The 21075-nt window shown below is 63.3% G+C and carries 18 protein-coding genes; 6 read left to right on the plus strand and 12 right to left on the minus strand.

Annotated features, from left to right (window positions below):
• Positions 1-1455, plus strand: a complete 1455-nt coding sequence (locus tag ACN9MU_RS25920; protein ID WP_426319020.1) for a PLP-dependent aminotransferase family protein — start codon at positions 1-3, stop codon at positions 1453-1455.
• Here ACN9MU_RS25920 and ACN9MU_RS25925 read toward each other — a convergent pair.
• Together ACN9MU_RS25925 and ACN9MU_RS25930 are read right to left on the minus strand one after the other, a co-directional pair.
• Complete coding sequence (locus ACN9MU_RS25925) at positions 1452-3383, minus strand: helicase-related protein (protein WP_426319021.1); 1932 nt, start codon at positions 3381-3383, stop codon at positions 1452-1454. The two genes, ACN9MU_RS25920 and ACN9MU_RS25925, sit on opposite strands and share 4 nt — an antisense overlap.
• Before the next feature lie 33 nt (positions 3384-3416).
• Positions 3417-4253, minus strand: coding sequence for a helix-turn-helix domain-containing protein (locus tag ACN9MU_RS25930; protein ID WP_426319022.1), 837 nt, complete (start codon positions 4251-4253; stop codon positions 3417-3419).
• Positions 4254-4321: 68 nt separating this feature from the next.
• Here ACN9MU_RS25930 and ACN9MU_RS25935 point away from each other — a divergent pair, with 68 nt between their 5' ends.
• A complete protein-coding gene (locus ACN9MU_RS25935; protein WP_426319023.1) occupies positions 4322-5734 on the plus strand; it encodes a cytochrome P450 in 1413 nt (470 codons plus the stop codon).
• Here the strand turns inward: ACN9MU_RS25935 and ACN9MU_RS25940 are convergent.
• Positions 5685-6473 (minus strand): hypothetical protein, encoded by a 789-nt coding sequence (locus ACN9MU_RS25940; protein ID WP_426319024.1) that lies wholly within the window; start codon positions 6471-6473, stop codon positions 5685-5687. The genes ACN9MU_RS25935 and ACN9MU_RS25940 overlap by 50 nt on opposite strands.
• Positions 6474-6585: 112 nt before the next feature.
• Here ACN9MU_RS25940 and ACN9MU_RS25945 point away from each other — a divergent pair, with 112 nt between their 5' ends.
• Positions 6586-8697 (plus strand): prolyl oligopeptidase family serine peptidase, encoded by a 2112-nt coding sequence (locus tag ACN9MU_RS25945; RefSeq protein ID WP_426319025.1) that lies wholly within the window; start codon positions 6586-6588, stop codon positions 8695-8697.
• An 18-nt stretch (positions 8698-8715) separates the two neighbouring features.
• Positions 8716-9099, plus strand: a complete 384-nt coding sequence (locus ACN9MU_RS25950) for an MAPEG family protein (protein WP_426319026.1) — start codon at positions 8716-8718, stop codon at positions 9097-9099.
• 3 nt (positions 9100-9102) lie between these two features.
• Here the strand turns inward: ACN9MU_RS25950 and ACN9MU_RS25955 are convergent, their stop codons facing one another.
• The 6 genes from ACN9MU_RS25955 to ACN9MU_RS25980 all read right to left on the minus strand — a co-directional run bounded on the left by ACN9MU_RS25955 (position 9103) and on the right by ACN9MU_RS25980 (position 15048).
• A complete protein-coding gene (locus ACN9MU_RS25955; RefSeq protein ID WP_426319027.1) occupies positions 9103-10401 on the minus strand; it encodes an MFS transporter in 1299 nt (432 codons plus the stop codon).
• 88 nt (positions 10402-10489) lie between these two features.
• Complete coding sequence (locus ACN9MU_RS25960) at positions 10490-11221, minus strand: BON domain-containing protein (protein ID WP_426164026.1); 732 nt, start codon at positions 11219-11221, stop codon at positions 10490-10492.
• A gap of 83 nt (positions 11222-11304) precedes the next feature.
• On the minus strand, positions 11305-11991 hold the full coding sequence (locus tag ACN9MU_RS25965) for a hypothetical protein (RefSeq protein ID WP_426164028.1): 687 nt from the start codon (positions 11989-11991) through the stop codon (positions 11305-11307).
• Positions 11992-12093: 102 nt separating this feature from the next.
• Entirely contained in the window at positions 12094-13794 is a 1701-nt protein-coding gene (locus ACN9MU_RS25970) for a dipeptidyl-peptidase 3 family protein (RefSeq protein ID WP_426319028.1), read from the minus strand.
• A 49-nt stretch (positions 13795-13843) separates the two neighbouring features.
• On the minus strand, positions 13844-14446 hold the full coding sequence (locus ACN9MU_RS25975) for a short chain dehydrogenase (protein WP_426319029.1): 603 nt from the start codon (positions 14444-14446) through the stop codon (positions 13844-13846).
• Complete coding sequence (locus tag ACN9MU_RS25980) at positions 14446-15048, minus strand: short chain dehydrogenase (protein WP_426319030.1); 603 nt, start codon at positions 15046-15048, stop codon at positions 14446-14448. Before ACN9MU_RS25980 ends, ACN9MU_RS25975 begins: the two co-directional genes overlap by 1 nt.
• Positions 15049-15149: 101 nt before the next feature.
• On the opposite strand from ACN9MU_RS25980, the gene ACN9MU_RS25985 reads away from it, so the two are divergent.
• A complete protein-coding gene (locus tag ACN9MU_RS25985) occupies positions 15150-16037 on the plus strand; it encodes a LysR family transcriptional regulator (RefSeq protein ID WP_426164036.1) in 888 nt (295 codons plus the stop codon).
• Positions 16038-16124: 87 nt separating this feature from the next.
• On the opposite strand, the gene ACN9MU_RS25990 is transcribed toward ACN9MU_RS25985, so the two are convergent.
• From ACN9MU_RS25990 to ACN9MU_RS26000, 3 genes are read right to left on the minus strand one after another with little or no spacing between them, the layout of a single operon-like run.
• Positions 16125-17543 carry an efflux transporter outer membrane subunit gene (locus tag ACN9MU_RS25990; protein ID WP_426319031.1) on the minus strand — a complete coding sequence of 473 codons (1419 nt, stop codon included), beginning with the start codon at positions 17541-17543 and terminating at the stop codon, positions 16125-16127.
• Positions 17544-17558: 15 nt separating this feature from the next.
• Positions 17559-19121, minus strand: coding sequence for a DHA2 family efflux MFS transporter permease subunit (locus tag ACN9MU_RS25995; RefSeq protein WP_426319032.1), 1563 nt, complete (start codon positions 19119-19121; stop codon positions 17559-17561).
• 8 nt (positions 19122-19129) lie between these two features.
• A complete protein-coding gene (locus ACN9MU_RS26000; protein WP_426319033.1) occupies positions 19130-20239 on the minus strand; it encodes an HlyD family efflux transporter periplasmic adaptor subunit in 1110 nt (369 codons plus the stop codon).
• 150 nt (positions 20240-20389) lie between these two features.
• Between ACN9MU_RS26000 and ACN9MU_RS26005 the strand changes: the two genes are divergently transcribed.
• A complete protein-coding gene (locus ACN9MU_RS26005) occupies positions 20390-21034 on the plus strand; it encodes a TetR/AcrR family transcriptional regulator (protein ID WP_426319034.1) in 645 nt (214 codons plus the stop codon).
• The last annotated feature ends 41 nt before the right edge of the window (positions 21035-21075 follow it).

Consider the following 21075-nt stretch of genomic DNA (forward strand, 5'->3'; position numbering starts at 1 on the left):
ATGTTCGCCATCGACCGCAGCTCTCCCATCCCATTGTCCAAGCAGATTGAGACACAGTTACGGCACATGGTCGAGAGCCGCGCGCTGCCTGGCGGCTCCAAGCTGATGTCGATACGCCAGCTCGCCAGCCAGCTGGCAGTGAGCACGAACACCGTCGTTGTAGCCTATGACCGGCTGGTCGCGGCAGGCGTCATCGATTCGCAAGGCACGGCCGGCTTCTATGTCTGCACCAGGAATGACGAGGGCAAATCGATTCCTGACGAAGCCGCACTGGAAGCGGGCGAGGAGCAAGAGCCGGTCTGGCTGGCGCAGCAGGCAAACGATCAACGCGAAGGTGTATTGCTGGCCAGCAGCGGCGCACTGCCGCCAACCTGGCTGCAAGACGCAGTTCCGGCGGCCGCGATACAAAGGGCATTGGCCCGAAGCAGTGCCGGCATGGCCTCGCGCTGCCCGCCCCAGGGGCTGCCCGAATTGCGCGAACACATAGCGCTGCTGCTACGCGGCATAGGTGTGGACGTTGATGCCGGCCATGTACTCACCACCTTTGGCGGCACCCACGCGATCGACCTGATTTGCCGCAGCTTTCTACAGCCCGGCGACACCGTACTGGTCGAAGATCCCGGCTTCTTCCTGATGTTTGGCAGGCTGCGCCAAGAAGGGATACGCCTGGTCCCGATCAAGCGCCGTCCCGATGGCCTCGACCTGGACGAGCTGGAAGCGGCGTGCCGCGAACATCGACCGCGCATCCTGTTCGTGCAGACCGCCTTGCATAACCCCACCGGCTGGAGCAGCAGCGCCGCCAACCTGCATAAGGTATTGATGCTGGCGCAACAGCATGGCTTCCTGATTGCCGAAGACGACGTGCATGGCTATTTCCAGCAATCTCCAGGCACTCGGCTGGCTGCCCTGTCCGGGCTCGATGGGGTGATCTACTATTCGAGCTTCTGCAAGGCGCTGAGCCCTGCCTTGCGCATGGGCTACCTTGCTGCAACGCCCGCCCTGCTCAAGGTACTGATGCGCACCAAGATTCACTCCATCCTGACGACGCCTGCCTTGAACGAATATGTGCTGCTGGAAGTGCTTAGGGCGGGTAACCTGCGCAAGCACCTGGAGCGCTTGCAGCGCAAAATCATGGCGGCACGTAACGCCAGCTCGCGCCAGCTCAGCGCAGCCGGCGTGCAGTTCGAGCAGCCGGGCGACGCCGGCATTTTCCTGTGGGGCACCATGCCAGAAGGCCTGGACGTGGACCTGCTGGCGCAGGACGCATACCGCAACAAGATCCTGCTCATGCGCGGCGCCGCCTTCTCGCCCAGTGACACACCGGACCGGCACATTCGCTTCAACGTGGCCTTCAGCCAGCATCCGCGCCTTAGCCAGTACCTGCAAGAGCGGCTGGAGGCGGTCGCCGGTGCACGTTCAAGCCTCGACCGGATGCACGCGAAGAAGCCGGCCTAGCGGAAGCGCTTCGGCTGGCGGCGGCGGTTGGCGGCGTTCTGGTCCTGCAGGATGCCGTCAACCCTTTCGGAGGCGGAACGCGAGAGCTCCAGCGCCTGCGCCACGTCGGGGAAGAATTCAGGCAGGCGGTAGCCCAGCCAGGCGTAGGCCGAATAGAGGCGGCAGGCATCTTCCGCCTCCTGCAGGTTCATCCACTGCAGCGGGTTCTGCTCCGGATGCAGGTGGGTCACGCGCTGGCGCGACAACGATACGCACCAGTGTTCCCAAGCTTTCTGCAGCGTGACCACGTTGGAGGAAATCGGTACCAGCGACAGGGTGAACTTGTCCGCCACCGACAGCGGTAAGGTATCCAGCCATTCGGCGCGTTCGAACTGCTCCTCGGTGATGCGCGGGAAGAAGAAACCATCCGGCACGTCGATATTGTGAACGAAGCGCTTGAGCAAGCGCGCCAGCGAATCCTCGCCGGTGACGGCAGCGATACGGTGCAGGTGCTCCAGCGTCGGCGCCACGGCGAAACCTGTGGCTTTCAGCGGCGGCAATTTTTCCTTCAACAGCGAGCGCATCACGCCGTGCGTCTCGTCGTCGTAGCCCGCCACGTGGCCTTCCTCGTGCACGCCGTAGCGCCCTGCCCTGCCCGCGATCTGGCGCGCCAGGGCCGCGGGAATTTCCTCTTCCTCGTAGCCGTTGTACTTGACGGTGGTAGTCATCACCACGCGCTGGATCGGCAGGTTCAGGCCCATGGCAATCGCGTCCGTGCCCACTACCACGTCGGCATGGCCATCCCGGAAGCGCTGCGCCTGCGCGCGCCGCACTTCGGGCGACAGGTTGCCGTACACTGTGGCGACTGACAGGCCGGCTTCGGTCACCATGTCTCGCCACATCAGCACTTCGCGGCGCGAGAAGGCGATCACGGCGTCACCCTTGCGCAGCCCTTTGAGCTTGCGCACGGCGGAGGGCTCCATCGACAGCGGCGCCTTGCGCTTCAGGATATGGACTTCGATCGGGCATTCCAGCCGCTCAGCCAGCGCTTCCACTGCGCGCCGCGCTTCGGCCGCGCCCACCAGGTAGACCGTGCGCGCCGGCGCGCCGCACACCGCGGCAGTCCAGGCCGCGCCGCGGTCGCGGTCGGACAGCATCTGGATCTCATCAATCACGGCCACCTCGACTTGCGTGCGCGTGTCCAGCATTTCCACCGTGCTGGCGACATGGGTTGCGCCTTCTTCGATACGGCGCTCTTCGCCGGTCACCAGGCTGACCTTCAGGTCCGGGTCGGAAGCTTGCAAGCGCTCGTAGTTCTCCAGCGCCAGCAGGCGCAGTGGCGCCAGATAAACGCCGCTGCGCGCTTTCGCCAACGCTTCCATCGCCTTGTGGGTCTTGCCGGAATTGGTCGGCCCCAGCAGCGCGATGAATTTGCGCGGCAGGCGGCGTGCGACTTCGAAGGTATCGGGGTATTCGGCCAGGTTGATGCTCTGGCGCGTGCGTTCAGCGTGGCGTTCTTCGCGATGGCGCTCCACCGCATGCTCCAGGCGCTGGCGGATGCGATCGAAGACGATGCCGGCCGGCTCGGAGGTCTGCATGTCTTCCAGCGCATGCAGGAAATCCATCGGCCGCATGCCGTAATCGTCGCATTCCTCGCGCAGCTCGGCGGCGAAGGCGACCACGTCGGCATGCAGGGCGGCTTGCGCAGCCTCGCTGCCGCGTTCCAGCAACAGGGCCGCGCGCCCCTCGCGCTCGAGCTTGCGCCATTTGGATGGCTTGGCCAGCACGCCTTGCTGCGGCACCAGGTCGTAGGGAATGTGCAGGCCGTCCAGCTCCACAGAACCTGTGAAACGCAGGAATACGCGGCCTTCCTGCTTTGCCAGTTCGATGCCGCGGGCTGCAAGGCCCAGCTCAGTCACCAACTGTTCGTCGTCGTCAAAATCTGTCATGGCGAGACGATTATAGCGAATGGCGCCGCGCGGCTAGTTCCAGATACGGTAGACCCAGTAGGTTTCGTCTTCCAGCCCGCGCCGCAGGATCTCGGACGGGCTAAGCCCGCTGATCTCGCGCGCTTCACGGCTCATGTGGGACTGGTCGGAATAACCGCCCAGTTGCGCCATGTCGCCCAGCGAGACCCTGCCTTTCAGTGCGGCGTCGCGCGCTGCGATGAAGGTCTGCTCGGCGCGATACGCGCGGCGCAGGCGGCGCAATGGTTGGCCCGCCCATTCGCGGATACGGCGCTCGGCCATGCGCACGCTGCGGCCAATGCCGGCAGCGGCAGCCTGCCCTTCCAGGCGGCGCACCCAATCGCCCACTGCGCCATCGAAGTTACTGCCATGGCGCGCGGCGCGCCAGCGCGGCTCAAGGAAATCCTCCAGCAAGGCGACGCGCGTTTCGTCGTCGCGCGCGGCAAGCATTTGCGCCGCCAGCTGCTGCCATTCGGCGTCGAGCATCACATCGAGCGGCTGGAACTGGTCGACGATGGTGCTCATGTCGATCCCCGTCAGGCGGTGCAGCGCTTCGGGGAAAAAAAGCACGGTCATGAAATGCGTGGGGCCCGGGTTGGCGGACACCGTGGGACCGGTCCACGCACCCGACAGCAGCACGCCGCCCTCCTGACACTTCTCCGCCATCGGCGGCTCCACCATCTGGGACTCGCCCACCAGTTGCAGGAACAGCACCGGAAAACCTGTCGCCGGATAACGGTTGAGGCGCTGCTCGTCGGGCAACTCGCAGCCGACCGTATTGCGCACGACGATCGCACGCAGGCAGGAGGCGAGCGAACGGCGCGGCACGATGAATTTACTAATTGGCAACATGCACAGCATTGTAGCGCGATGTCGCAAATGTTCAAGACCGGACCGCACGGTCGACGCATACTGGCAGCATGAATACGACAACCGCCCCCACTCGCGGCGCTTTGCGCCAACTCTCCGACCTGCCCGGCCCAAGGGGCCTGCCCTTCCTCGGCAATATCTTGCAACTGCGGCCGCGCAAGGTGCATGCCGATGTCGAAGTCCTGGCGCAGCAATATGGTTCGCTGTTCCGCATGAGCATTGGCCGCTCGCAGGCGCTGGTCGTTGCCGATGCTGCGCTGGTCAATGGCATATTGCGCGACCGGCCCGACGGCTTCCGGCGGCCCGACGTCACCGCCCAGGTGTCGGATGAGATGGGCGGCGAGCGCGGTGTCTTCCTTGCCGAAGGTGCGGCCTGGCGCAACCAGCGCAAGATGGTGATGCAGGCGTTCGCACCGCATGCGATCAAGGCCTATTTCCCCCTGCTGGCGCGCGTCGGCGCACGGCTGCAGGCACGCTGGGCGCAGGCAGCGCAGGAAGGTCGCCCTATCGCCCTGAATGCGGACCTGAAGCGCTACACGGTGGACGTGATCGCCGGCCTGGCGTTCGGCGAAGAGGTCAACACCATCGAGCATGGCGATGACGTCGTGCAGCAGCAACTGGAGCTGATCATGGAAGGTACCGCGCGCCGTTCCCTGCTGCCGGTCCCGTACTGGCGCTACGTGAAGCTGCCCTACGACCGAAAGCTGGAGGCGGCAGTCCTTGCCATGCGCGAAGCGACCAATGGCTTCATCGCCAAGGCACGCCAGCGCATGCAGGACGATCCTTCCCGCGCCGAGAAGCCGCAGAACATGCTGGAAGCGATGCTGGCCGCAGCGGACCAGGAAGGCAGCGGCATCGACCACGCCGCAGTAGTCGGGAATGTCAGCACCATGTTGCTGGCGGGCGAAGACACGACATCCAGCGCCCTGTCCTGGCTGATCTGGCTCCTGTCTCGCCACCCGGCGGCGCTACAACGCGCGCAGGAAGAAGTGCGGCGCGTTGCACCCGATCCGGCAGGCTTCAGCATCGAGCAGATGGACCAGCTGGAATACATCGACGCCTGCGCGCACGAGGCCATGCGCCTCAAGCCGCCGGCGCCCTTCATTCCATTGCAGGCCAACCGCGACTTCGTGGTGGGCGATGTGCAGGTGCCGAAGGACAGCGTGGTGTGGTGCGTGCTGCGGCACGACAGCGTGGCGGAAGCGAAGCTGTGCAATGCAGCCGCTTTCGATCCGCAGCGCTGGCTGGATGGCAGCAATGCGCGCCAGCTTGCAATGCCCTTCGGTTCAGGCCCTCGCCTCTGTCCGGGACGCTACCTGTCGCTGTTGGAAATCAAGGTGGCCATGGCTTGCCTGCTGGGGCGCTTCGAGCTGCTTTCCGTCGAAGGAGACAGCGAGGAATACCACGGCTTTGTCATGTCGCCAGGCGCTTTGACGATGCGGCTTTCACCAATAGCTGGATAGTCAGCGCGAAAACAAAGGCGCAGAAGAAGGATGCCGCCACCGGCTGCGCGCGCAGCAGCAGCGAGATCGCGACGCAAAATGCGGCGAAGGCAAAGTAGCCAAGCATGGTGCCGCGCAGCAGTTGCACCGCGCTGTTGCGGCCTGCCTGTACGTGGGTGAAGCCCGTCAGCACCGTGCCCATGACCGGGAACATGGCCAGGAAGCCGCTCAGGCGTGGCCCCAGCCCTGCGGCCGCCGCGCTGACCGACATCACCAGCACTGCACCCGCCAGCATCCGCCACGGCAAGTCGCCGCCACGCCGCGCCGGCACCGCACTCGCGGCAGCGGATGGCGTAGCCGGCGTCGCGGGGAACAAGCGAGGCGCGACAAGCAGCGCGACCACAACAGCCGCAGCTGCAAACGGCAACGCCAGGTGCAGCGACTGCAGTCCCGCCACCGCCAGCGCCCATGTACTCAACGCAACCGGCATGGCGCCGGCAACGCCCATCCGGCCGGAGGCCCACGCGTACGCGAGGCTGAAGGCAATCATTGCCAGCACGGCCATCAGGGTCCCTTCCGCCGCTGTCGCGGCAAACCCGGCGCCTTGCTCCAGCGAGATCGCCAGCAGTATCGGCCCCGCGACGATCGGAAAAGCCGAAAGCCAGCCGGCAACGCCGGGTCCCCAGCGCCGGCCGGCCAGCGTGACTGCATAGATCAATGAGGGGACGAGGAAGAGTTTCAGGGCGAGGATGGAATTCATGGGGCGCGAGTCTAGCACGCTCGCCCTTTGTAACGACTAAGTAACAGCACGTTGACACAGGAGCCTCGATTCCGCACTATCCTCGCTCCCTTGTTCCAACGAAGCCATTGCAATGACTGCAACTAACATCCTCCCCAAACTCACCTCCCTGCTGCTCCTCGCTGCATGCGCCGGCCTGTCCCAGGCGGCAGCAGTCGAACCAGCCAAACACGCCATCACCCACGAGGACGTGTGGCTGATGAAGCGCGTCGGCGCCCCGCAGCCCAGCCCGGACGGCAAATGGGCCGTGTTCTCGGTCACCGATCCGGCCTACGACAGCAAGGAGCAATGGTCCGACATCTGGATCAAGTCCCTGGTGGACGATAGCGCACCGCGCCGCCTGACCTTCAGCAAAGGCGGCGAATCCGCCCACGCCTGGTCGCCGGACAGCCGCTTCCTGCTGTTCGTCGCCAAGCGCGAAGGCGACGAAGCGCCGCAGATCTACCGCCTCGACGTCGCCAGCGGCGGCGAAGCGCAGCGCATGACTACCCTGACGCTGGGCGCGCGCATGCCGAAGTGGAGCCCGGACGGCAAGCAGATCCTGTTCGTCAGCGAGATCTTCCCAGGAACGACCGATGAAGAAGCAGTCAAGAAGGTGGCCAAGGAGCGCAAGGACCGCAAATATAGCGCCCGCGCCTACGAGTCCTTCCCGCCGCGCTTCTTCGACAAATGGCTGGACGACAAGAAGGTGCGCCTGTTCGTGATGGATGCGCAGGCCGACGCCAAGCCGCGCGATATCCTGGCCGGCAGCAAGCTGGCCGACCTGCCGGGATTCGGCGGCAGCCAGGGCGACGACGGACAGTCCCTGAACGCGGTCTGGACGCCCGACGGCAAAGGCGTGGTGTTCGCTGTTTCCACCAACCGTGACGAAGCCGCACGCGCCGCCACCTTCACCCAGATCTACAGCGTTCCACTGGGCGGCGGCGAGCCGACCCAGTTGACGAAAGATGGCCGCAGCTACCACGACCTGCGCTTCTCACCTGACGGCAAGACCCTGTTCGCGCTGACCGAAGAAGAAGTACCGAACAAGGTGTACGACCTGACCCGCGTAGCCAGCTTCGCCTGGCCGTTCACCAGCGCGCAGCCGAAGATACTGACCCAGGACCTGGACCGCTCGATCTCCCGCATCGCCCTGCCAGGCGACGGCAAGCGCATTTACTACTCCTTCGAGCACGCCGGCCTGGAAAAGGTCAGTTCGATGAACTACGCCGGCGGCGACAAGCGCGAGGAACCATCGCTGCCGAACGGCTCGATCAATTCGCTGAACGCAGGCGGCAAGGCGCTGGTAGGCGTCTGGGAATCGGCCATCAATCCGCCGGAAATCTACTCCTTCAACGGCACGCCGAAGCGCCTGACCTCCTTCAACGTGGAGAAAGCCGCGGCCATCGACTGGCAGGCGCCCGAGCATTTCTGGTACAAGACACCGGATGGCCGCCAGATCCACAACATGATCGTCAAGCCAGCTGGCTTTGACCCGAACAAGAAATACCCGCTGTTTGCGGTGATCCACGGCGGCGCCGCAAACATGTGGCGCGACCAGTTCGTGCTGCGCTGGAACTACCACTTGCTGGCCAAGCCGGGCTATGTAGTGCTGCTGACCGACTACAAGGGCTCCACCGGCTACGGCGAAGAATTCGCGCGCTCGATCCAGCATGACCCGCTGAAAGGCCCGGGCGACGAAATCAACTGGGCAGTTGACGAAGCGATCAAGAAATATTCATTCATCGACAGCACCAGGCTGGCGGCAGGCGGCGCAAGCTACGGCGGCCACCTGGCCAACTGGCTGCAGGCCACCACCACCCGCTACAAGGCCATCGTGTCGCACGCTGGCGAGATGGATCTGGTGATGCAGTGGGGTACCAGCGACAGCATCTATGGCCGTGAAGTCAACGGCGGCGGCCCGGTATGGAGCGACCTGCCCGTATGGCGCGAGCAAAGCCCGATCATGCAAGGTGCGAACCACGAGAAAGGCACCGGCTTCAAGACGCCGATCCTGATCACCGTCGGCGAACTGGATTACCGTGTACCGGTCAACAACGCGCTGATGAACTTCGCGGCGCAACAACGCTTGAATACCCCTAGCAAACTGGTAGTATTCCCGGACGAAAACCACTGGATCCTGAAAGGCGAAAACAGCCGCTACTTCTACAACGAAGTTCACGGCTGGCTCGCCAAATACCTTTAATAAGAGGAGAAGTAAAAAATGACGGTTGCAAACTGGTGTATCGCCGCGGCCTGCCTGCTGCCCATGGTCGTCGCGATGACATCCAAAGTCGCCTCGGTCACGAGCAATGACCGCTACGACAATAGCGATCCGCGCGACTGGGCCGGCCGCCAGGCTGGCTGGATGAAGCGCGCCATCGCTGCACAGCACAACGGCTTTGAGGCACTGCCGCTGTTCATTGCAGCCGTCATCCTCGCGCAGCAGGCCCACGCCAACCAGGACCGCATCGATATCCTGGCGATGTCCTTTGTCCTGATCCGCGTGACCTACAGCATCATCTACATCAGCAACCTCGCTACCATGCGCACGGTGGTGTGGTTCGCCGGCATCCTCGTCAGCCTGGCGATCCTGGCCCACTCCTGACCGTCATGCGGCGCTGGCTGCGACCGGCGCCGCTGCTGCGGCCGGCCGCAGCCTGATCGCCAGCACCATCAGGCCAGCCACCAGGCAGGCAGCGCCTGCAGTGAACAGCGCGGGATTGTAGGTAAGCAGCAGCGTACGCACCTGCCCTGCCCCGAACGCAGCGACTGCAGCACCCAACTGGTGGGCTGCGAAAATCCAGCCGAACACCATGCCCGCTTTCTCCTTGCCGAAGGTCGTTGCGACCAGGCGCACGGTTGGCGGCACGGTGGCGATCCAGTCCAGGCCATAGAACATGGCGAATATCGACAGCCCGTAAAGCGTGAACTCCGAATACGGAAGCCACAGAAGCGACAGGCCGCGCAGGCTGTAATACCAGAACAGCAGCTTGCGGTTGTCGTAGCGGTCGGACAGCCAGCCGGACAGGATCGTGCCAATCAGGTCGAAGGCGCCCATCATCGCCAGTACCGAAGCAGCAGGCACCGGACCCAGGCCGGCATCGCCGCACAGGGAAATGAAGTGGGTCTGGATCAGGCCATTGGTACTCAGACCGCAGATGAAGAAGCTGCCGGCCAGCAGCCAGAACACCAGGCTGCCCGACGCTTCTCGCAGGATGCGGAACGGCGTCGCGAAACCAATCGTCATTGACGCCGTAACTGTCGCTGCAGGCTGCGTTGCACCAAACGGCGCCAGGCCAACATCGGCAGGACGATTACGCATCAGGAAGAACACGGCAATCGCAACGACGCCGCACGCCACCAGCACCGGCACGACAGCCATGCGCCAGCCGAAATGCTCCACCAGCCATGCCCCTACCGGCAGGAAGATCAACTGCCCGGTTGCCGAACTGGCCGTCAGCAAGCCGACCACCAGGCCGCGCCGGGTCTCGAACCAGCGATTGGAGACTACGGCGCTCAGGACCAGCGCTGTCATGCCCGAGCCCACGCCCAGCATCACGCCCCACAACAGCACCAGGTGCCAGAACTGCGTCATCCCCAGCGCCAGCAAGGAGCCCGCCGTGATCAGGGCAAGCGCCGTCACCACCACTTTACGCAAGCCGAAGCGCTCCATCAGGATCGCCGAGAAGGGCCCCATCAGGCCAAACAGGGCGAAGCGCACGGCCAGGGCCGACGATATCTGGTCGACACCCCAGCCGAACTCCTTGCTCAGGGGCTGCAGCAGCGCGCCCGGCAAGCCGAGTGCGGCCGATGAGGTCAGCCCGGTCAGGAAGGTCAAGGCAACGATGACCCACGCATAGTGGATGCCGCGGCGCTGCAACCACTGGGAGAAAGTTTGAGCAATCATGCGCCGCATCTTAGATGATAATCATCATGAATGCAAGAAAAAGAAAAGCCGGCGCTGGGCCGGCCCCTCTTTGGCGCAAGGCGCCCGTTTATTTCTTGATCTGCAGGGAAGACTTCACTTCCTGCACGCCCTCGACTTTGCGGGCCAGTTCGACAGCTTTGTCAGCTTCAGCCTTCGATGGCACGAAGCCGCTCAGCATGACGATCCCCTTCTGGGTTTCGACGTGCACGTCCATGGCTTTCACCAGCGGGTCGGCGGCATATTCTGCCTTCACCTTGGTGGTGATCATGGTATCGGACATCGCGGTGCGGGTGCCGGCGGTTGCGTCACGTGCAGCCGCGCGTGTATCGGCAGTTGCCTCGCGCGTAGTATTGGCCAGGTTGGTTCCAGCTTCGCGGGTCTCCTGGGCAATGGTCTCAGTGGTGCTTGGCGTGCCAGCATTGGCCAGCGCGGTCTTATGGGCGGACTTGGCGTCCGACTTGCAGGCCGACTTGGCCGAACCGCTCATGTCGTCGCAACGCTCCTTGGCCAGGTCATACTCTGCATCGGCCAGTTTTTTCTGGGCCTTTTCTACGTCCCTGGGCGTGTTCTGGTGCTGCCTGGTCGCGTCCAGGATAGCGCGCGCTTCGGCTACTTTGGCTTCGTCCTTGCAGATGTCTTCAGCATTACCCTTCAGGCTCTTGCAATTGTCCTTAGCAACCTTGTAGTCGGATTCAGCCTTGTCCTTCGCAGCCTTGTAGGCGTCGTTATCGGCAGCCTGCGCGACGGCGAATGAAGTACTGAACAGGGCAGCCAGCGAAATACACAGGATTTTCTTCATGGTTAGTCCCCTTTAGGATGGTTTGCATGGGAATTACACGCCTCCCGGGGACTAAATTCTGTGCGCGACCGAACACAGTTGCGTTATTGCTCGTCTTTAAGTAAGCCTTTGCCCCACAGCACGCGCGCCTGCTCGAAGGGGTTATGTTCGCTAGAGAACACAGCGCCATCGGCCGCAAGCTGCAGCCAGGCGCGCGTGTTGTGCGAGCCGTGCTCGACAGGCTGGCGCACCTGCATCAGCCAGGCATGCACCTGCTTGTATTGCGCGGCATTCGCGCGTTGCGTCCATGCCAACGCCACCAGGTCGGAGAAGGCTTCCTCGCGGCGGGTATCGCGCATTTCCTTCGACAGTGCCTGCAGTTCAGGGTTGTCGAGCTGTTCATGCGGACCCTCGACAAAGCCGGCCGGCAAAGCATGCCAGCTGCCGTGCGCCTGGCGCCAGCAATGGCCGACTTCGTGCGCCGTCATGGCTTCGATCAGGATTTTCTGTTGCTCGGCAGGTACGCCGGACAGCACTTCTTCCGCTTGGGGATTGCCGCGCATGGAGAACACCAGCTTGCAGCGGCCATCGGCAAAACCCATGGCCAGCGGCACGTCGTTCGGACCGGCTTGCGGCTGGACCACGATATCAATCGGAAGTTTGAGTTCCTGCTTGGCATACGCCAGCACGGGAGAACCGGCTTGCAGCCAGCGGGTTTCAGTTTCAGTCAGCTGTGCAGCGCCAGCAGAAGCAGCGAAGAAGGACAGCAGGATTGGCAGGCTCAGCTTCATAACAGAACTCCGGTAACTGGCTACAACTATACATGCCTTACGGCAAGCTGTTACCGGAGTTTCTGTGCTGTTACAAAATATTGGCTGAGCTCGTCGACAAGTTTATTTGGCGAGCAAGGAGTTGGCAGTCGGGAAAGACGGACGAATGTCGTTCGGGACCTTCTTCATTTTATCCAAAGCCTTCTGCACGTCCGGGCGGATGACGACGTACTTTGCCATCATCTCCTTGGCGCGTGCGTAATCGCCGGTGGCTTCGATGGTAAGGAACTCGCGGTCAAGATCGATCACCGCCTGTTTGATCTTCTTGAAGTCGACCGAGAAGTTGCCGTCGCCGTGCGACACGAAGCCGCCCTTGTCCAGCAGGTAGTTGACCTGGATCGCCATGCCGCGCGCGTGCGAGTCGGTCAGGCCGAAGTGCAGCGTGCGGAAAGCCGATGCCAGGAAGGTGGTGTGCAGCTTGCGCTCCGCCGCCTCGCCCTGGCCCAGCGTGTCGTTCAACTGCCCCTTCTCCATCATGTACATCAACGCAAACAGGCCGGTGATGTCGGCTTTCGCTTCCTCGATGGTGGAATAGGCTTCCTTCAAGTCCTGGCGCGGGGTCGATTCGGTGGCGCCGGCCTTGGTGATGTGCGGGCCCAGGCCGTGGGTGATTTCGTGCGCCAGGATGTGCGTGAAGAAGGAGTTGAAGTCCAGGTCCTTCTGGTCCGCTGGACGCAACACCAGCTTGGCGATCGGCGTCAGCGTGGCCTTGAATTTTTCTTCCTGCACGTTCTTCAGCATCACGCGCTTGGAACCGCGCTGGCTGATGATGCGCTCGTCGTTCGGCAGGTTGTAGGCGGCAGTCTGCACGCCCATATTGCCGTCGCCAGCGCCGTAGACCTGGTTCACCACCACCATCGGTGCAACGGCGCCCACTTTCGGATTGCGGTATTTCGGATCGAGAGGCAGGTTGTCTTCCAGCTCCTGCATATGCTTGGCGAAGAAGTCCAGCTTGCGGGTTTCCTTTTCGTCGCGGATGTTCACATACGCTTCGAAGGCAGCCTTGTAGCCGAACAATTCGTCGTTATAGGTTTCGTATGGGCCGATGGTGACGTCGACCGGCGAATCCAGGTCCATCCAGGCAAAGTCGGAAGGAAGGTAATCGTTGGACAGGAAGGCGTCCGCGCGCAGGTCGAGGAATTTTTTCAGCGAGGCGTTGCTGGTGGCGGCGGCGGCTTCCTTCAGCAGCTTGGACAGCTTTTCCAGTTCCGGCTTGTACTCGTCCGAATACTTCACGATCTTGAAGTTGCCGTCATCGCCTTTGCGGATGGTGGTGAAGAACCACTGCGCTTCCTGCTTCTGTGCAGCAGGCAGGCCATTGATCCAGGCTTCCACTTTTTCCTTGCTGGCGCCTTCCGGATAGAAATTGGCGGCGGCAGGCTTATGGTCCGGCACCTTGATGCCCGCTACTTCCGCCGGCAGGAAGGATTTGTGGTCGTCGAGGATGGACCACGGGCCCTTGTTCAGCCAGAAGTACTCGGCGCGCGCCTTGCCCAGCGCGGACTTGTCCTTTTGCAGCGCGGCGTACAGGGCCTCGTTGCCCGACCAGCGCTGGCGCAGTTGCAGGGTATCGACGATCTTCGCCGCTTCGATCAGCTTCTTGATCGCCTGGCGGTCGCCGGCCGTCAGCTGCGAGGTGTCGGCCTTCAGTTGTACCGGCGCGTAGCGCCTGGTCATCTTCTGCAGCTCGGCGACGTCGGCGGGAGCAGCGGCAGCGGTGGCGCTGGCAATCGCCAGCACCAGCGGGGACAGGAGGTTTTTCATGTGGCCTTTTCTCTACAGTTAAAAGGAAGGCCACATTGTATGCCTGCGTCTACCAGGCGCGGTAAGTTTTTCCGCTTTCCGCGCCTTCCACGCAACGGCTGTAGGCGCGTGCTACACGGCTCGAAGGAACGGGCTCGAAGCCATGAAACAGCGACTCGAACTTTTCCACCGATTCCTCCAGCAGCGAAGGATTGACCACGTTGATGCGCAGGCCGCGCTGCAGCTCCACCGCCGCGCCGCGGGCAAAGCCCTCGATGCCGTTGTTGACGGTCACCGTATTGGCGCAGCCGCGCAGGGGATTGTGCGCATCGACGCCGCTGGTCAGGGTGATCGAACCGCCATCGCTCAGCGCATGCTGCGCGACCAGCGCCACGTTCACCTGCCCCATCAGCTTTGAATCGAGACCGATGCGGAACTGCCCGTGCGTCATCGCTTCCAGCGGGCCGACGTGAAGCGCACCCGCAGCGACCACCACATCGTCCACCCTGCCGGTTGCCGCGAACAGGGCCTGCACCGAAGCGATGTCTTCGATTGCCACACGATGATCTCCGCTATGCCGGCCAGCGGTGATCACGCGATGGCGCTTGCCCAGCTCCCGCACCACGGCGCCGCCGATGGTGCCGGTGCCGCCAATAACCAGGACCGTACGCATTACCACACGCGGTAAGTCTTGCCGTTGTCCGCGCCTTCCACGCTGCGGCTGTAAGCCAGGGCCACGCGCTTCACTGGCACGGTTTCAACGCCGTAGAAATAAGGGCCATAAGTTTCGACCGACTCGTTGACCAGGGTCGGGCTGACGGAGTTGATGCGCAGCCCGCGCGGCAGCTCAATGGCTGCGCCAAGCACGAAGCCATCCACGGCAGCGTTGACGGTGGTGGCATTGACGCCGTAGCGGACCGGATTGTCCGACAGGCTGCCGCTGGTCAAGGTGATCGAACCGCCGTCATTCAGGTACTTCTGCGCCGCCAGCGACACGTTCACCTGGCCCAGCAGCTTGGAGTTCAGGCCGATCTGGAACTGCTCCGCGGTCATCTCCTGCAACGCGCCGAAATGGGCGTCACCGGCAGCCACCACCACGCCATCCACCTTGCCGACTTTTTCGAACAGCGCCTGCACCGAAGCCGGGTCCTCGATCCTGACCTGGTACTGGCCGCTGTTGCGGCCCACACTGATCACTTCATGGCGCAAGCCCAGTTGTTCCACGATCCCTTTGCCGATGGTGCCCGAGGCGCCGATAACGATGATCTTTTTCATGTTGAATCTCCTGTTGGGTTTCGAAGTGAAGCCAGTATGCGCTCCGTCACCACAGGAATAAATGAGCTATCATTTAGTTAATTACAAACTCATGGTTCGCAATGGACAAGCTCCGCAGCATGGAAGTATTTGTCGCCGCCGTCGACACAGGCAGCTTCACCGCCGCAGCCGAGCGCTTCGGCATTTCCGCCGTCATGGTGGGCAAGCACGTGCGGGAACTGGAACAGAAGCTAGGCACCGCCCTGCTCACGCGCACCACGCGGCGCCAGTCGCTGACCGAGATCGGCCGCCAATATGCCGAGCAATGCCGAACCATCCTGGCGCAGATCAGCGCGGCGGAAAGCCTGGCCGAAACCATGCGTTTGGCCCCGCGCGGTGTGCTGAAGGTGTCGGCAGCAGTCTCGTTCGGAATGGAATGGCTCAGCCCCATGATCCCCGAGTTCCTGGAAATGTACCCGGAAGTCAGCCTGGACCTGAACCTGAACGACCGCATGATCGACATGGTGGAAGAAGGCTTCGACGTGGCCGTGCGCATCGGCAAGCTGGAAGATTCATCGCTGGTCGCGCGGCCGCTGCGGCCATATGGCCTGGCGATTTGCGGCTCCCCCGACTACCTCGCACGACGCGGCGTGCCCCAGGTACCGGCCGACCTCGCGCAACACGAATGCCTGGAATTCAGCGGCTGGGTGCCGCAGGCACGCTGGCGGCTGAAGGGAGAAAAGGATGCGCGCAACGTACCGCTCAGCCGCCTGCGTGCCAACAACAGCTACGCCCTGAAACAAGCCGCGCTGAAAGGCTTCGGCCTGATCATGCAGGCTGAAACAGCGCTGGCACAAGACATCGCCGCCGGCCGCCTGGTACGCGTGCTGGACGACTACCTGCCCACCCCACGCCCCATGCACCTGCTCTACCCACGCAACCGCCAGCCCACACCCAAGCTGACCAGCTTCATCGACTTCGTGCTCACCCGCCTCGGGCCTACCAATTAAAAAGTCGGGGTCAGGTCTGGCAATCCGCCATTAAACGCACGAATGTGCGTTTAATGGCGGATTGCCAGACCTGACCCCGACTTTTATTTAAGGAGCTTGCCAGCCGCCGCCGAGGGCGCGGGCGAAGCTGACCGTGGCGAGCATGCGCTGGGTGTTGATCTGCACGGCGGCGCGGTCGGCGGCCAGGGCGCTGCGCTGGGCGTCGGTGACGTCGAGGTAGGTGCTGATGCCGCGTTCGTAACGGGCACGGGCAACGTCGTAGGCGCGGGTGGCGGCTTCGCGGGACGTGGCCTGGACCTTGCCCTGCTGCGTGCGCTGCTGCACATCGGACAGGGCGTCTTCCACTTCACGCAAGGCAGTCAGCAGCTTGCCTTCGTGGTTGGCTACCGCTTCTTCATAGCGGGCCTTGGCAACCGTCAGGTTGGACTGGTTGCGGCCGCCGTCGAAGATCGGCAGCGACAGCGCCAGCGGACCGAGGCTGAAGACGCGCGAACCGCCTTTGCTGATATCGCTCAAGCTCTCCGAGGCGTAGCCGAAGTTGCCGGTCAGGCTGACCGAGGGGTAGAACGCGCCTTCCGCGACGCCCACGTTGGCATTGGTCGCGCGCAGGGTGGCGACGCTGGCGGCCAGGTCGGGACGGTTGGCCAGCAGGTTGGCGGGCAGCCCGGCCGGGATGACCGGTGGCGCCGGCAGTTCGGTCGCAGTTGCCTGTTCCAGCTGCATCGTCGATGGCGAGGCGCCGACCAGTACCGCCAGCGCGTGTTCCAGCGTGTTGCGCTGGCGCTGGACTTCTTCCAGGTCGGCTTCGGCATTGGCGCGTTCGATGCGGGCACGCGAGGTGTCCAGTTCGTTCGACAGGCCGGCATTGAACCGGGCGTTCACCAGGTCTTCACTCTCCTTGCGGGTGGCCAGCGCGCCGCGCAGGATGGCCATTTCGGCATCCAGTCCGCGCAACTGCCAGTAGGTGGTGGCGATCTGCGAGGACAGCAGCAACAACACGCCGTCGCGGTCATGGCTGGCCGCCAGCGCTTGCGCGTCGGCCGATTCCACGGCGCGGCGCACGCGGCCGAACAGGTCCAGCTCATACGAGAAGCCGGCTGCCACGGAGTAGTTGTTGCCGTGGATCGAGCGGTGGCCCAGGGCGATACCTTGCGAGGTATTGGCCGAGCTGCGCGAATTCGATACGCCGGTACTGAGCGTCACGGATGGCAGCTGGCTGGCTTTCACCAGTCCCAGTTGCGCTTCGGCCTGGAACAGGCGCTGCGCCGCCGCCTTGACGGTCGGGCTGTCGCGCAGGGCCTGGTGCTCAAGCCGGTTCAGCGTGTCGTCGCTGAACACGGTCCACCACTGCGATGGCAGTTGGGCTTCGCTCGCTGCGCCATGCGGCGCGTGGCGGAAGGCCTGTTCCTTCATGCCTGCAGGCGCCTTGAAGTCGCTGCCCACGGTACCGCAGCCGGCCAATACCGCTGCCGCGCCAACTGCCATTGCAATCATTTTGATGTTCATAGTTCTTACTCTCATTTAGTGCGCACCAGCGCCGCCGCCCGAAGGTGATTTCACCTTGTCGGACAGCCACAGGATCAGGATGCAGGACAGCAGGATGCCGCCCACGATCAGGAAGCCGTCGTTGTACGCCATCACGAAGGACTCGCGCCGCACGATGCCATCGACCGCCTTCAGCGCCTTGTCCGATGCGGTAACCGGGTCGAAGCCTTTGCCGATAAACGACTGCGTCAACTGGTCCAGGCGCAGCTGGGTGGCGGCCGAGAAGCTGTTCACTGCCTCGCCCAGGCGAGCCGAGTGGAAGTGTTCGCGCTGCGTCAGCTGGGTTGCCAGCAGGGCGATGCCGATCGAGCCGCCCAGGTTGCGGATCATGTTGAACAGGCTCGATGCCGATGCGGTGTCTTTCGGCGCAATGCCGTTCATCGCGAAGTTCGACAGCGTCAGCATCACGAAGGGCTGGCCCAGCGCGCGCACCACCTGCGACAGCAGCAGCTGGTCGTAGCCGGTGGTCGCGTCCATATAGGCATTCATGATGCAGGAGACGCCGAACAGCCCGAGCCCGATCGAGCACAGGATGCGGTTGTCGACCTTCATCGACAGCTTGGCCGCGAAAGGCATGATGAACAGCTGCGGCAAGCCGGCCCACATGATCACTTCACCGATCTGCATCGGCGAATAGCCGGCGATCTGGCCCAGGTACAGCGGCAGCAGGAACGAGGAGCCGTACAGGCCCATGCCCATCACCGCAGCCAGCGCCGATGCCACCAGGAAGTTCCGCTGCGTGAACAGGCCCAGGTTGACGAAGGGATGCGGCCGCATGGCGCTGGTCAGCACCCAGCCCAGCAAGCCCACGATAGCCAGGCCGGCAAAGGCGATGATGAAGCCGGACTCGAACCAGTCCTTGCTGTTGCCCTCTTCCAGGAAGATGGTCAGGCAGCCCAGGCCCATCGCCATGAAGGCGATGCCCAGCCAGTCGGCATTGAACAATTCACCAAGCTTGCGCTGCTCGTGGTCGAGGCCATAGGCCACGCCGGCGATCAGCAGGATGCCGGGCACCCAGTTGATGTAGAAGATCGAAGGCCAGCCATACAGCTCGCTCAGATAGCCGCCCAGGGTCGGGCCCATGGAAGGCGCCAGCGTTGCGGTCAGGCCGAAGATCGCCATGCCCACTGCGCGTTTCGATGGCGGCAGCTTGGCCATCACCAGCGTCATCGCCATAGGGATCAGCGCGCCGCCGGTAAAGCCCTGCATCATGCGGAACATGATCATGCTTTGCAGGTTCCAGGCCGCGCCGCACAGGGTCGAGAACACCAGGAACAGTGCAGTGGTGCCCATCATGTAGCCGCGCATGCCGAAGGTGCGCGTGAGCAGCGCCGTCAGCGGGATCACGATGATCTCGGCCACCAGGTAGGCGGTCGAAATCCAGGAGCCCTCTTCCTGCGTCGCGTTCAGCGCGCCGAGGATGTCGCGCAGCGAGGAGTTGGTGATCTGGATGTCCAGCACCGCCATGAAGGCACCCAGCATGCCCGCGGCGACTGCGATCCAGGTGCGGCCGGATACCCGGCCTTCAGGCACCATCATTGGGGCACTCATTTTGCGTTCGACTTGATGCTGACTTCAGCGATGGCCGACATGCCCGGCACCAGGCGGCCTTCATAGGCTTTCAGGTCTTCCGGCTTGAAGGTGATCTTCACCGGCACGCGCTGCACGATCTTGGTGAAATTGCCGGTGGCGTTATCGGCCGGCAGCAGCGCGAACTGCGCGCCGGAGGCTGGCGAGAACGAGTCGACGCGGCCAACCAGTTCCTTGCCGGGCAGTGCGTCGATGGTCAGGCTCACTTCCTGGCCCACGCGCATGTCGGCGAGCTGGGTCTCCTTGAAGTTGGCGGTGACCCACACATTGTCCTGCACCAGGGCCACCAGTTGCTGGCCTGACTGCACGCGCTGGCCTACTTCCAGGGCGCGCTTGCCGACGCGGCCATCGACCGGTGCGACGATACGGTTGTAGGCCAGTTGCTGCTGCGCGTCTTTCAGCTGCACTTGCAGCACTTTGACTTGCGCCTTCAGCACTTCGCGGGCGGAGGTGGCGGAGCCGATTTGCGCTTTCGCGGCAACGGCGCTGTCCTTGCGCGCCGCCACGTCGGCGGTGGCGCTGGCGCGGGCGGCGTTGGCCGCATCCAGTTCGGCTTTCGATACCGCTTTCATCTGGCTGGTATACAGCTGGCCATAACGCTCGGCGTCCTGCGATGCACGCAACTGGTTGGCTTGCGCCTGCGCCACTTGCGCAGCAGCGGCGCTGGCTTGCGCATTCACTTGCGCGATCTGGGCGTCCGCCTGCAGCACTTGCTGCTGGACGCTGGCGATCTGGGCCTGGATCTGTTCTACCTTCACCTGCTGGTCGAAGGGATCGAGTTCGGCGATTACGTCGCCCGCCTTCACGAGCTGGTTGTCGTCCACCAGCACCTTGGTCACCACGCCGGAAATGCGCGAGGACACCGGGTGCACGTGGCCTGCCACGTAGGCGTTTTCCGTTTCCACATAGTGATGGCTGCGGTACCACATGCGGCCGCCAGCGGCCAGGGCTGCCAGGGCGATCAGGCCGGCGATCACGAGTACGCGACGGTTAGGTGGATTAGCGGTAGGCGCGGCTTCGGGCACGGCGCTGAGCACTTTTTGTTCGGCTGGGTTGTGCTGGGACATGGTGGGAAACTCCCTGAAAATGAAATGAGTCGTGTGCATTATTGGTCAATCAATGACCAAAGTCAAGAAATGAAACGATTGCATTTCATTTTTATTTGGCATAAAGTGAGGTCTCTGCTAGCCTTCGGGCATTACGTACGGTTTTCAATCATGTCTATTGAACAAGTTATCGAGCCAGTCAAAGCCGGGCGCCCCAAGGCCGCCGAGGCCGAAGCGCGCCTGAACGACCTGCTGGATACGGCCGCCCGGCTCATCCTGGAAAAGGGCTATGCCAAGGTCAGCCTTGAAGCCATTGCCAAAGAAGCACGGGTTGCCGTGCGCACCATCTATGTGAAGTTCGGCGGCAAGGCCGGCCTGCTCAAGGCGATCTTGCTGCGTCATCGTGCCGGCGCCTTCGATCCCGTCGGCATGGAAACCCTGCACCGCCCTGTGCGCGAAACGTTGCTGGAGTTCGGCCTGCGCTTCCACCGCCTGGTCAGCACGCCGGCGGCTACCGCGCTCTATCAAATCGTGGTGGCGGAAGCCCACGCCAATCCCGACCTGGCCGAAGCATTCTGGGACGCCGGCCCGCGCCAGACGCGCGAGCTGGTGGCGCGCTACTTCGCCCGTGCGGACGTCCGAGCCCAACTCGATACCAAGGCGCCGCCGGAGCGGCTGGCGATCCACCTGATGAACTGCCTGATGGGCGACCAGTTGCGCCGCTTCCTGTTCGATTCTCGCTGCGGCGTGGCCACCACGCCGGAGGAGATCGAGCAAGGCGTCGACCTGTTCCTGAACGGGGTGTTGAAGCGTTAAGTAGCCCTTAAGCGTGCGCGGCAGCGTATGTGCGCTAGCGC

This window comes from Pseudoduganella sp. R-32, from assembly GCF_049913245.1.
Classification (GTDB): Bacteria; Pseudomonadota; Gammaproteobacteria; order Burkholderiales; family Burkholderiaceae_D; genus Rugamonas.